We start from the raw sequence: 10,666 nt of genomic DNA, 5'->3' as shown, positions 1-10,666 counted from the left end.
GCGAACCCCTGCGGAAAACCACACCCCCGCCCCGAAAACCCTCCCTCGCAAGGGATCGCGGCTTATGCTCGGGGGTCAGTGATCGCTCGGCGCGGGTTGCGCGGGCGCAGTAGTGAAGGAGCCGCACGTCGTGGCCGATGATTCCCCCGAGAGCGCGCCCCCCGGCATCGACCCGTCCACGCCGACGTTCGCGCGGGTGTACGACTACTTCCTCGGCGGCAAGGACAACTTCGCCGCCGACCGCGAGGTGGCCGACATGGTGATGCAGCTCGTGCCGGAGGCGCCCGTGGTGGCGCAGGGCAACCGGGTCGCCATCGGGCGCGCGGTGACCTACATGGCGCGGGACCTCGGCATCGACCAGTTCCTCGACATCGGGTCCGGGCTGCCGACCTCGTCCAACGTGCACCAGTTCGCGCGGGAGGGGAACCCGGCGGCGAAGGTCGTGTACGTCGACAACGACCCGATCGTGCTGGTGCACGGGCGGGCGCTGCTCACCGAGGACGGCGTCGCGACGTTCATCCAGGGCGACCTGTACGAGCCGGCGAAGATCTTCTCCGACCCGGCGCTGACCGGGATGCTGGACCTGTCCCGGCCGGTCGGGGTCGTGCTGGCCGCGATCATCCACCACGTGCCGGACGAGCGGGACCCGGCGGGGGTCGTCCGGGGCCTGCTGGAGTTCCTGCCGGCGGGCAGCCACGTGATCCTCACGCACCTGCACGACGCGGGGAACGACCCGCGCGTCGAGGAGGCCAAGCGCATCCTGCAGTCGGGCCTGGGCGGCTCCTACTTCCGGCACTCGGCGGAGATCGAGCGGTTCATGGACGGGCTCACGATCCTGGAGCCGGGGGTCGCGAACGTCACCGAGTGGCGCCCGGACGGGCCGGCCGGGCCGCTGGAGCACCCGCTGCACACCCAGATGGTGGCCGTCTTCGGCCGCAAGGACTGACTCCGGGAAAACCCGGATTCAGCGGAGAGTGAAACCGCGCCCGCCGGGTGCGGTCCCTCCGGGATGCTCAAGGCCCCGGTTCCCGCAGGCCGCGCGGTTGCGGACGAGGCCGCCGCCCGGTTCCGGACACCGGGTCCGGTCATGGATCAGTAAAGGATCTTTCTGATCGACTTTTCCGTTGTCAACCCTTTCTTGTAGCGTTCGCAGCGTTTTGTGAAGTGCATTCATGATCGGACCTTCCCGCCACAAGATCATGTGAGGACGCCGCGATGCTCCTGGCGACAGGCCTGGCCGCGGCCGCGCTCCTGGGCCTGCTGACGCTCCTGGCCACCGCGCGGCACGGCAGGCGCCGACCGCGCCCGGACCGGCACGGCTCGGACGACGAGCACCCCGAGTCGCTGACGACCGTCCTCGGCCCGGGGGACGAGGAGTACCTCGCATGGCTCGCCGACCACCACTGGCCGGGCGACGAGTACCTCGACCTGGAGCACGACTGGCTGGACGAGATGGCCTTCGGCGAGCCGGCGGGGCACTACGAGGCGCCGCTGTGCCCGCGCTGCGACCTGCGCCGCGAGGACGTGTGGCCGTGCCCGGCCTGCGGCCGGCTGCTGCACTCCTCGTGCGGGCACGGGATGCGCCGCCGGGCCGTCGACCGCCCGTACCGGACGCACGCCACCAACTCCGAGGCCGTCATCGCCGAGTGGATCTGCACGGGCTGCACGTCCGTCGTCGGGCTGGACGTGGACCACGGCGGCGAACCCGACGAGGGTCTCTTGCGGTGAAAGATCCCAAATGCCCGATCTATCCGCCGTTCACACGTGCTGAACGGTAAAGAATCCGCCATCCACTTGCATATTTCGGACGCACGGCGGCAGGCTGCACTATGTCCTTAATCACAGGGCACCGTGGAGGAACCCCGTGAACGCTCAGCACGACATCAGCTGCACGCACGAGCCGGAGTGTCCGGCGCCGGACGACCTCGACCGCGAGGCCGCCCGGATCGTCGCGAACCACCCCGAGCAGGGGTGGAGCCTGCTCTGCAACGGCATCGTCATCTTCGAGGACACCGGGGAGCTGCTGCCCGACGGCCGGGTGATCGCTCCGCACCGTCCCATCACGACCGCGTAGCGGCCGGGGGGGGCACGTCATCTGATCACGTGCCTGTCATATCCGAGCCGGGCGAGCTCCTCGTAGGCCGCCCACACGACCGCGGGAACGGGCATCGGCACCTGGAACCCCCGTTCCGCGTACACGACCATCCGCTGCAGGTCGCCCACCATCAGCTCGATGAACTGGCGCTCGTCGGCGTCGAAGGCGTCGAACCCCAGTTCCGGCGAGGCGGCGGACCACGCCACCCCCGGCCACTGGCGCCGCGCCGTCGCGACCGCCCGCCGCGTCATGTAGGGCTTGGCGACCAGGATCCCGCTCCGCACCGCGATCCCCCGCTCGTCCAGCAGCCGCCGGGACGCGGTGATGTTCTCCCCCGTGTTGGTCGCCGTCTCCTCCAGCAGCAGGGCGTCCGCAGGGACACCGTGCTCGCGGGCGACCCGTCCGAACACCCGGGCCTCGGTCTCCGCCCAGGCCGTGGTGATCTTCCCGCGCCCGCCCGAGACGATCACCAGCGGCGCCCATCCGGCATGCCAAAGGCTCGCCGCGTGCGCCGCGACCCGCGTGTCGTGGCACCCCAGCGCGAGGATCACGTCAGCCTGGGAGAGGGGGCCGGACAGGACGAGGTGGTCCCAGATGATCCTCGCCAGCCCGCGCGCACGCGCGTCCACAGCAGACTCCACCGGGTCATTGTCCCCGGCGCCCCGCATGTCGGGCTCCCATCCGGCCGACCGTCCCGATAACGTTCAACTGTTTTGTTACTTACGCAAGAATCATGTGGAACTCGACCGCGAAAGGGCGGTGTGGTGTGATCGCAGTCCTGGTCCTCGTGTCCCTGCTCGCCCTGTTCGGCCTCTGCCTGCCCCGCCTGCTCCGCCCCATGCCCGCACGGGCCGCGCCCGGCCCGCCGCCCGACGGGGCCGCGCACCCGGAGTCCATGGTGGCCGAGCTCGACCCCGGCGACGAGGAGTACCTCGCCGGCCTCGCCGACGAGCTGTGGCCCGACGACGAGTACCTGGAGCTGGAGCGCACCTCCGACGGCGAGGAGGAGTCCGGCGGCAGCGGCATGCGCCTGTGACCGCCGTCCGGGTCCCGGCCCGTGGTAGGCACACCCGTGGTAGGTACACCCGTGTTAGGTACAGGGGATGAGCACCGAACCGCCGCTGCTGCTCGCCCTGGACCTGACCGGCACCTTCGCCTTCGGGCTGAACGGGGCGCTGACGGCGGTGCGCGCGGCACGGCTGGACGTGGTCGGCGTCGTGTCGCTCGGCATGATCACGGCGCTGGGCGGCGGCGTCATCCGGGACGTCCTGATCGGCGCGGTCCCGCCCGCCACGTTCGTGGACTGGCGCTACTTCGCCCTCGCCGCGGGCGGCGCGCTGCTCGCGTACGCGTTCAGCAGGCTGCTGGACCGCCTGGACATGCCGATCACGGTGCTGGACGCGGTCGGGCTGAGCACGTTCGCGGTCATCGGCGCGAGCAAGGCGCTGGACCACGGGCTGGGAGTCGGGCCCGCGCTGCTGCTGGGGGTGGTCACCGGGGTGGGCGGCGGCACGATGCGCGACACCCTCATCCTGCGGATCCCGTCGGTGCTGCGCAGCGAACTGTACGCGATCCCCGCCCTGGTCGCGGCCGGGATCACCGTCGCGGCCGTCAAGGCCGGCCTCTACGCGCTGCCCTCCGTGCTTGTCGCCGTGGCGGCCTGCTTCGTCATCCGGATGCTCGGCGTCCGGTACCGGCTCAACGCCCCCGGTCCGCTGGGGAGGCGTCCCGGCGACGGGTCTTCCGGATCGGATCCCGGCGACCAGCGGTGAGTCAGGAGGCCAGCCAGGCCAGCGCGGCGACCACCAGCGCCCCCGTCCCGGTGTCGAGCGTCGGCTGGATGATCGGGGCGAACGACGGCGAATGGTTCACCGGGACGTCCTGGGCGACGCGCCCGGCGGCCTCGGCCTTGTGGTACGTCTCCGCGTCGATGCCGCCGAGCCCCCAGTAGGTGTAGGGGACGTCCAGCGCGGCGGGGATGTCGCTGAAGTCCTCGCTGGCGGTCTGCTGGTCCATCGTCCGCGCCTGATCGCCGAAGACGTCGGCGAAGGCCCGCGCGACCCGGTCGGTCGCCTCGGGGTCGTTGCTGGTCAGCGGGTAGCTGTCGAACATCTCGAACTCCGGCTCCCGGGGGCAGCGCGACGCCTGGCATTCGGCGGTGACGATGCGGCGTATCGCGTCCAGGATGTCGTGCCTGGTCTGCTCGCTGTAGCAGCGCACGTTGAGCTGCAGCACGGCCGTGTCGGGGATGATGTTGCTCTTCGTGCCCGCCTGGATGCTGCCGACCGTCAGCACCGCGGTCTCCCCCGGCGGCGTCTCGCGGGAGACGACGGTCTGCAGCCGGACGGTGATCATCGCCGCGAGCACCACGGGGTCCACCGTCGCCTGCGGCAGCGAGCCGTGCCCGCCGCGTCCGTGCGGGTGATCCGCATGCTGTCGGCGGTCGTGAAGGCGGGCCCGGAGCGGGTGCCGAGGACCCCCGCCGGTGCGGAGAGGACGTGCTGGGCCAGCGCCACGTCCGGCTTCGGGATCAGGTCCGCGAGACCGTGGTCGACCATGCCCTGGGCGCCGTCGGAGGCCTCCTCGGCGGGCTGGAACAGCGCGACCACGGTCCCGTTCCGCTGGTCGGTGGAATCGGCCAGCAGTGTCACGGGCGCCGTCCGTGTGTCGAACCCGTGTGTTGTTGCCGAACCCGCTCCTCACTTGGCCTCTTCCCTGCCGAAAGGCGGGGAATCCGAGCGGTTACCCGCTGGGGTTCCTGCTTCCTCGCCGGCTGCCCGCCGGGCTTGCGCCGTTTGGGTCTTACATCAGCTCCACAGGCCGACACCGCCAGCCCGGCGGCCAGAACATTCCTCGCGGCGTTGACATCCCGGTCATGCTGGGCGCCGCATCCATCACAATTCCACTCCCGTACGCCGAGAGGCAATTTCGCGGTGATAGTCCCGCACTGCGAACACGTCCTGGAGGAGGGGAACCACCGGTCGATCACCACGAGTTCACGGCCGTACCAGTCGGCCTTGTACTCCAGCATCGTCCGCAGGTCCCGCCACGCCGCATCCGAGATGGCGCGGGCCAGCGAGTGGTTGGCGACCAGGTTGCGAACGCTCAGGTCCTCGATCACGACCGTTTGGTTCTCACGGACGAGCCGAGTCGACAACTTGTGCAGAAAGTCCCGGCGCCGGTCGGCGATCCGGGCGTGGATGCGGGCAACCTTTCGGCGTGCCTTGTCCCGGTTCTTGGAGCCTTCGGCCTTGTCTGCCAGGTTCCGCTGCGCTTTGGCGAGCCGTTCGCGGTCCCGGCGCTCGTGCCGGGGGTTGGTGACCTTCTCCCCGGTCGACAGCGTCACCAGAGATGTGATTCCGGCGTCCACGCCCACCGCGCCGTCGACCGGGTCCAGCCGAGCGATGGTGTCGGCGCACAGGATCGAGCAGAACCAGCGGCCGGCGCGATCTCGCGACACCGTCACCGTGGACGGCACCGCGCCCTCCGGCAGGGGCCGCGACCACACGATGTTCCGCTGTAGCGGGACACTGGACACCTCGCCCAGGAACGCCAACTCCGGGGTCTTCTTCCACTCCGTCAGCGCGGCCGAGGACTGCACGTACGAAACACGGCGCTGCTCGGTGTACCAGGCGCGGGTGCGTTCTTCCAACGCCTTGTTGTACACCAGGCGCACACAGCCGAACGTGCGAGCAAGTTCTGCCGCCTGCTCGTCCGTGGGATAGAAGCGGTACTTGAAGGCCCGCTTCACCTGCCGCGCCATACCTCACACTCTAGCGGGTTCACTGTGGGCACATGCCAAATCGGTGATGGCCGCGCACCTGTGAGCCACCAGGCTCATGCCGGTGGCCTCCCGGCAGCTCACATCACATGGTGGGGAGGGGTTCGCCGGTCTCCAGCAGCGTCTTCAGCCCGGACAGGACGTGCGGCCAGCCGTGCCGCGACATGCCGAGCAGCACCTCGCCCGCCTGCTGGACGACGGTCAGCCGGACCGTCTCGCCGACGGTCTCGATGTCGAAGGCCACCGTGGAGCGCGGCTCGGCCATGAGCCGCAGGCGCGTCTCCTCGTCCACGCCGACGCTCTTCGCCCACTCGGGGGTGAAGGTGTGCCAGGTGTAGGCGAGGCGGCGGCCCGGCTCGGCCTCCAGGACGACCTGCTCCGGGTCGGCCGTCGTCGCGCCCTCCTCCTGCCAGGTGACCGTGGAACCCGGCTTCCAGTCCGTCTCGAAGGAGACGCCCCAGTAGCGGAGGGTGAAGGCCGGGTCGGTGAGGGCCTCCCAGAGGCGGTCCGGTGTGGTGTTGATGTAGAGGGTGTAGGCGAACTCGCCTTCCATGCCACCGTCCCAGGGGTTCTAGGGTTTGCGGCCGACACCGCCGTACGCGTCGACCGCCTCGGGTTCGCCGGGCGTTTCCGGGCGCCAGTGCGTCACCGGGACGATCCCCGGCTCCAGCACCTCCAGGCCCTCGAAGAAGCCCGCGATCTGCTCGGGCGTCCGCAGCGCGAGCTGCGCGTTGCCGGCGGAGTTCCACACGTCCACGATCCGGTCGGACGCCTCGCCGTGGATGACGTTCGTCCCGTCGTACATGGAGAAGTAGCTGCCGGAGGGCACCGCGCCCATCAGCCGCCGCACGATCCCGTACGCCTGCTCGTCGTCGGGGACGAACTCCAGGATGCCCATCAGCGTGAACGCCACCGGCTGGCTGAAGTCCAGCGTGTCGGCGGCGCCCTCCAGGATGCCCTCCGGCTCCCGGAGGTCGGCGTGGATGTAGGCCGTGTGGCCCTCCGGCGTGCTGGTGAGCAGCGACTTCGCGTGCTCCAGTATCAGCGGGTCGTTGTCGACGTAGACGATCCGCGACTCGGGCGCGGCCCGCTGGGCGACCTCGTGGGTGTTGTCGACCGTGGGCAGGCCGGTCCCGATGTCGATGAACTGGCGGATGCCCGCCTCGGCGGCCAGATGCCACACGACCCGGTTCAGGAACAGCCGGGACGCGCGCGCCAGCCGCGCCACGTCCGGCAGCATCCCCAGGATCTGGTCGCCGACCTCGCGGTCGACCGGATAGTTGTCCTTGCCTCCCAGCCAGTAGTTCCAGATGCGCGCCACGTGCGAGACGCTCGTGTCGATGTCGGGGCCGGGTCTCTGTTCGCTCATGCGCACCTCCTTGGATGTCCCTTCCCCGGCCCCATCCACGTCAGTCCTCATCCACCTCCTGATTGAGGACCTTGCCGGTCGCGGCATCGACGGTCACCTCGTGCTCGACGCCGTCCTTGCCGGTCACGTCGACCTCCCAGACGGCCTTGCCGTGCTCGGTCTCGAAGTCGGCGGACGTCACGCGGCCGGAGACGGCCTTCAGCGCCGCGTCCGCGGCGGCCGGCGCGGTCACCTTCGCCTTGCGCAGCGCGGCGGGGTCGTCGTCGCGGTCATCGTCGTCGCGGTCGTCGGCGCGGTTCGTGAGGACCTTGCCGGTGCCGGAGTCGACGGCCACGTCCCGCCGGTCGCCGTTCTCGGCGACGACGTCGACCTCCCAGGCCGTCCTGCCGTGCTCATCGTCGAGTTCGATCTCCGCGACCTTGCCGGGCACCGCCTTGAGCGCGGCGTCCACCGCCTGCTTGATCGACACGGAGGTCTGCGGAGCGCTCTCCGTAGGCCGGTCGCCGGCGGTCGGGGTGGCGCTCGCGGCCGGCTCGTCGTCGTGTCCGGCGGCGACCGCGGCCGTCGCTCCCCCGCCGGCCAGGACCCCGGCGGCCACCACCGTCACCAGCAGCCCGCGTCCCGTGAGCATGCGCCGTGCGTCGAACTTCATCGTGCTCCCGCCCTTCGTACGGTTCTCAGGTTCGCTGCCGACGATGCCGGGGGTTCCTGTAGCCCTCCTGAAGCAACCTGAAGCCGTCTTCAGGTGCGGTTTGGCAGGCTGAGGGCATGCGCCTGCTCATCGTGGAGGACGAGAAGCGCCTGGCCACGTCGCTGGCGCGGGGGCTGACGGCCGAGGGTTTCGTGGTGGAGGCCGTCCACGACGGCGCGGAGGGCCTGCACCGGGCGCTCGGCGGCGGCTACGACCTCATCATCCTCGACATCATGCTGCCCGGGATGAACGGCTACCGGGTGTGCGGGGCGCTGCGGGCGGCGGGCGACGAGACGGCGATCCTGATGCTGACCGCCAAGGACGGCGAGTACGACGAGGCCGAGGGCCTGGACACGGGCGCCGACGACTACCTGACGAAGCCGTTCTCGTACGTGGTGCTGGTGGCGCGGGTCCGGGCGCTGCTGCGCCGCCGGACGCGGGGCGCGGCGCCCGCCATCGTGCTCGGCGACCTCACCGTGGACCCGGCGGCGCGGCGGGTGTTCCGGGGCGACGCGGAGGTGGAGCTGACCGCCAAGGAGTTCGCCGTGCTGGAGCACCTGGCGGCGAACGCGGGCCGGGTCGTGTCGAAGGCGCAGATCATGGAGGCGGTCTGGGACTTCGCCTACGACGGCGACCCGAACATCGTCGAGGTGTACGTGAGCGCGCTGCGCCGCAAGCTGGACGTCCCGTTCGGGCGCCGGTCGATCACGACGGTGCGCGGGGCCGGGTACCGGCTGGCCAGGGACGGGGGCGCCTGACGTGGCGCGCCGCCTGGGGTCCGTGCGGGCCCGGACGACGGTGGGCGCGACGGCCGTGGTGGCGGGCGCGCTGATCGCCGCCGGGCTCGCGGTGGTGCTGCTGCTGCGCGCGAACCTCGGCGGGCAGGCCGACCTGCGGGCTGAGGTGGCGGCGCGGGAGGTCGCGTCCCAGCTCGCGACCGGCGTCTCGTACGGGAGCCTCGACCTGCCGGACGCCGAGGACCATCCGGTGCAGGTCGTCGGCGAGGACGGCCGCGTCCGGGCGGTGAGCGACGACCTGGAGGCCGTCCAGGGCACCGGCTCCCCCGAGGTGCGGCCGGGCGGGTCCGGGGGCGGGCACGACGACGATGACGACCGCGACGACGATCCCGGACGCGGCGAGGTGTCCGACGACGACCCGAAGCTCACCACGGGCAGCGCGACCGTGGACGGCCGGACCGCCGGCTACCGGTTCGCGGCGGTCGAGGTGACGACGCCGCGGGACGAGACGGTCACCGTGTACGCGGGCGCCGACCTGGCCGCCGCGCGGGACGCGGTCGGCACCGTCACCCGCGCGATGCTCGCCGGGCTGCCGCTGCTGCTCGCGGTGGTGGCGGGCGTGACGTGGCTGGTCACGCGGCGGGCGCTGCGCCCGGTGGAGGCCGTCCGGGCGGAGCTGGCGGAGATCACCGCGTCCGGCGACCTGGCCCGGCGGGTGCCGGTGCCGGACGCGCGGGACGAGATCGCCGGCCTCGCCGCGACGACGAACGAGACGCTCGCGGCATTGGAGGAGTCGGTGGCGCGGCAGCGCGGGTTCGTCGCGGACGCCTCGCACGAGCTGCGCAGCCCGATCGCGTCGCTGCGCACGCAGCTGGAGGTGGCGGCCGCGCATCCGGAGCTGCTGGACGTGGACGGTCTCGTCGAGGACGTCGTGCGGCTCCAGCATCTCGCCGCCGACCTGCTGCTCCTCGCCCGCATCGACGCCGGGGACCGTCCGCCGGCCCGTCCCGTGGCGTTCGGGCGGCTCGTCCGGGACGAACTGGAGCGCCGCGCGCCGTCCGACCGGATCGCGGTGCGGGCGTCGATCGAAGCCGACCCGCAGGTCATGGGGGCGCCGGCGCGGCTGGCTCGGGTGGCCGGCAACCTGCTCGACAACGCCGAGCGGCACGCGGACCGGGCCGTCCGGCTGTCGCTGCGCGAGGAGGCGGGCATGGCGGTGCTGCGGGTCGCCGACGACGGGCCGGGCGTGCCGGCCGCCGACCGCGAGCGGATCTTCGAGCGGTTCGTGCGGCTGGACGACGCGCGCAGCCGGGAAGAGGGAGGCGCCGGGCTCGGCCTCGCCATCGCCCGGGACCTGGTGCTGGCGCACGGCGGGAGCCTCGCGGTCGGCGAGGCCCCCGGCGGCGGCGCGCTCTTCGAGGTGCGGCTCCCGGCTACTTGAGGAGCTGGCGGGCCATGACCATGCGCTGGATCTGGTTGGTGCCCTCGTAGATCTGGGTGATCTTGGCGTCGCGCATCATCCGCTCGACCGGGAACTCCCGCGTGTACCCGTAACCACCGAGGAGCTGGACGGCGTCGGTGGTGACGTCCATCGCCACGTCCGAGGCCAGCGTCTTGCACGCCGACGACACGAACGTCAGGTCGGCGACCTTCTCGCCCTGCATCGCCCGTTCGGACTTGATCGCCGCGTGGTAGGTCAGCTGCCGGGCACCCTCCAGCCGCATCGCCATGTCGGCCAGCATGAACTGCACACCCTGGAAATCAGCGATCGGCTTACCGAACTGGCGGCGCTCCTTGACATAACCGAGAGCGAAATCCAGCGCGCCCTGCGCGATGCCCAGGGCCTGGGCGGCGATGGTGATGCGGGTGTGGTCCAGCGTGGCCAGCGCCGTCTTGAACCCGGTGCCCTCGGCGCCGATGATCCGGTCGGCCGGGATGCGGGTGTCCTCGAAGATGACCTGCCGGGTCGGGGAGCCCTTGATGCCCAGCTTGC

The 10,666-nt window shown here is 71.5% G+C and carries 15 protein-coding genes; 7 read left to right on the top strand and 8 right to left on the bottom strand.

Annotated features, from left to right (window positions below; translation table 11 throughout):
* Positions 1–130: 130 nt before the first annotated feature.
* From HUX53_RS09190 to HUX53_RS09180, 3 genes are all read left to right on the top strand, one after another.
* Positions 131–946: an SAM-dependent methyltransferase gene (locus HUX53_RS09190; RefSeq protein WP_176402724.1), complete on the top strand. Its 816-nt coding sequence runs from the start codon at positions 131–133 to the stop codon at positions 944–946.
* 269 nt (positions 947–1,215) lie between these two features.
* Entirely contained in the window at positions 1,216–1,728 is a 513-nt protein-coding gene (locus HUX53_RS09185; protein WP_176402723.1) for a hypothetical protein, read from the top strand.
* Positions 1,729–1,864: 136 nt separating this feature from the next.
* Positions 1,865–2,074, top strand: coding sequence for a DUF5999 family protein (locus HUX53_RS09180; RefSeq protein WP_309237131.1), 210 nt, complete (start codon positions 1,865–1,867; stop codon positions 2,072–2,074).
* A gap of 17 nt (positions 2,075–2,091) precedes the next feature.
* Here HUX53_RS09180 and HUX53_RS09175 read toward each other — a convergent pair whose 3' ends face one another.
* Positions 2,092–2,724, bottom strand: coding sequence for a YdcF family protein (locus tag HUX53_RS09175; RefSeq protein WP_217919259.1), 633 nt, complete (start codon positions 2,722–2,724; stop codon positions 2,092–2,094).
* Between the two features lie 137 nt (positions 2,725–2,861).
* On the opposite strand from HUX53_RS09175, the gene HUX53_RS09170 reads away from it, so the two are divergent.
* Together HUX53_RS09170 and HUX53_RS09165 are read left to right on the top strand one after the other, a co-directional pair.
* Complete coding sequence (locus HUX53_RS09170; RefSeq protein ID WP_176402721.1) at positions 2,862–3,131, top strand: hypothetical protein; 270 nt, start codon at positions 2,862–2,864, stop codon at positions 3,129–3,131.
* 67 nt (positions 3,132–3,198) lie between these two features.
* Positions 3,199–3,867, top strand: a complete 669-nt coding sequence (locus HUX53_RS09165) for a trimeric intracellular cation channel family protein (RefSeq protein ID WP_176402720.1) — start codon at positions 3,199–3,201, stop codon at positions 3,865–3,867.
* Between the two features lies 1 nt (position 3,868).
* Here the strand turns inward: HUX53_RS09165 and HUX53_RS09160 are convergent, their stop codons facing one another.
* The 6 genes from HUX53_RS09160 to HUX53_RS09140 all read right to left on the bottom strand — a co-directional run bounded on the left by HUX53_RS09160 (position 3,869) and on the right by HUX53_RS09140 (position 7,897).
* Positions 3,869–4,465, bottom strand: coding sequence for a M20/M25/M40 family metallo-hydrolase (locus HUX53_RS09160; protein WP_309237130.1), 597 nt, complete (start codon positions 4,463–4,465; stop codon positions 3,869–3,871).
* Positions 4,447–4,746, bottom strand: a complete 300-nt coding sequence (locus HUX53_RS39955; RefSeq protein WP_217919257.1) for a M20/M25/M40 family metallo-hydrolase — start codon at positions 4,744–4,746, stop codon at positions 4,447–4,449. The genes HUX53_RS09160 and HUX53_RS39955 overlap by 19 nt, the downstream gene beginning before the upstream one ends.
* Positions 4,743–5,858 carry a transposase gene (locus tag HUX53_RS09155; RefSeq protein ID WP_255205072.1) on the bottom strand — a complete coding sequence of 372 codons (1,116 nt, stop codon included), beginning with the start codon at positions 5,856–5,858 and terminating at the stop codon, positions 4,743–4,745. The genes HUX53_RS39955 and HUX53_RS09155 overlap by 4 nt, the downstream gene beginning before the upstream one ends.
* A 103-nt stretch (positions 5,859–5,961) precedes the next feature.
* Positions 5,962–6,429, bottom strand: coding sequence for an SRPBCC family protein (locus HUX53_RS09150; RefSeq protein ID WP_176402719.1), 468 nt, complete (start codon positions 6,427–6,429; stop codon positions 5,962–5,964).
* Between the two features lie 18 nt (positions 6,430–6,447).
* Positions 6,448–7,245, bottom strand: a complete 798-nt coding sequence (locus tag HUX53_RS09145) for an SAM-dependent methyltransferase (protein ID WP_176402718.1) — start codon at positions 7,243–7,245, stop codon at positions 6,448–6,450.
* Positions 7,246–7,285: 40 nt separating this feature from the next.
* Positions 7,286–7,897 (bottom strand): PepSY domain-containing protein, encoded by a 612-nt coding sequence (locus HUX53_RS09140; protein WP_217919256.1) that lies wholly within the window; start codon positions 7,895–7,897, stop codon positions 7,286–7,288.
* A gap of 116 nt (positions 7,898–8,013) precedes the next feature.
* On the opposite strand from HUX53_RS09140, the gene HUX53_RS09135 reads away from it, so the two are divergent.
* Positions 8,014–8,694, top strand: coding sequence for a response regulator transcription factor (locus tag HUX53_RS09135; protein WP_176402717.1), 681 nt, complete (start codon positions 8,014–8,016; stop codon positions 8,692–8,694).
* Position 8,695: 1 nt separating this feature from the next.
* The gene (locus tag HUX53_RS09130) at positions 8,696–10,114 is read left to right on the top strand and encodes a HAMP domain-containing sensor histidine kinase (RefSeq protein WP_309237129.1); all 1,419 of its coding nucleotides are present in this window, start codon (positions 8,696–8,698) and stop codon (positions 10,112–10,114) included.
* On the opposite strand, the gene HUX53_RS09125 is transcribed toward HUX53_RS09130, so the two are convergent.
* Positions 10,107–10,666: acyl-CoA dehydrogenase family protein (locus tag HUX53_RS09125; RefSeq protein ID WP_303623160.1), on the bottom strand; the 560-nt coding region annotated here is incomplete at its 5' end. The two genes, HUX53_RS09130 and HUX53_RS09125, sit on opposite strands and share 8 nt — an antisense overlap.

Origin of the sequence: Actinomadura sp. BRA 177, from assembly GCF_013372625.1 — a bacterium.
In the GTDB taxonomy this organism is placed as follows: Bacteria; Actinomycetota; Actinomycetes; order Streptosporangiales; family Streptosporangiaceae; genus Spirillospora.
Note: the sequence above shows the minus strand (reverse complement) of the source record. Positions and strands in the feature narration are given on the sequence as shown.

Coding starts and splice junctions, on each gene's coding strand:
- HUX53_RS09165 (WP_176402720.1), top strand. CDS start 3,199: ATGAGCACCGAACCGCCGCTGCTGCTCGCCCTGGACCTGACCGGCACC.
- HUX53_RS09150 (WP_176402719.1), bottom strand. CDS start 6,429: ATGGAAGGCGAGTTCGCCTACACCCTCTACATCAACACCACACCGGAC.
- HUX53_RS09155 (WP_255205072.1), bottom strand. CDS start 5,858: ATGGCGCGGCAGGTGAAGCGGGCCTTCAAGTACCGCTTCTATCCCACG.
- HUX53_RS09135 (WP_176402717.1), top strand. CDS start 8,014: ATGCGCCTGCTCATCGTGGAGGACGAGAAGCGCCTGGCCACGTCGCTG.
- HUX53_RS09140 (WP_217919256.1), bottom strand. CDS start 7,897: ATGAAGTTCGACGCACGGCGCATGCTCACGGGACGCGGGCTGCTGGTG.
- HUX53_RS09185 (WP_176402723.1), top strand. CDS start 1,216: ATGCTCCTGGCGACAGGCCTGGCCGCGGCCGCGCTCCTGGGCCTGCTG.
- HUX53_RS09145 (WP_176402718.1), bottom strand. CDS start 7,245: ATGAGCGAACAGAGACCCGGCCCCGACATCGACACGAGCGTCTCGCAC.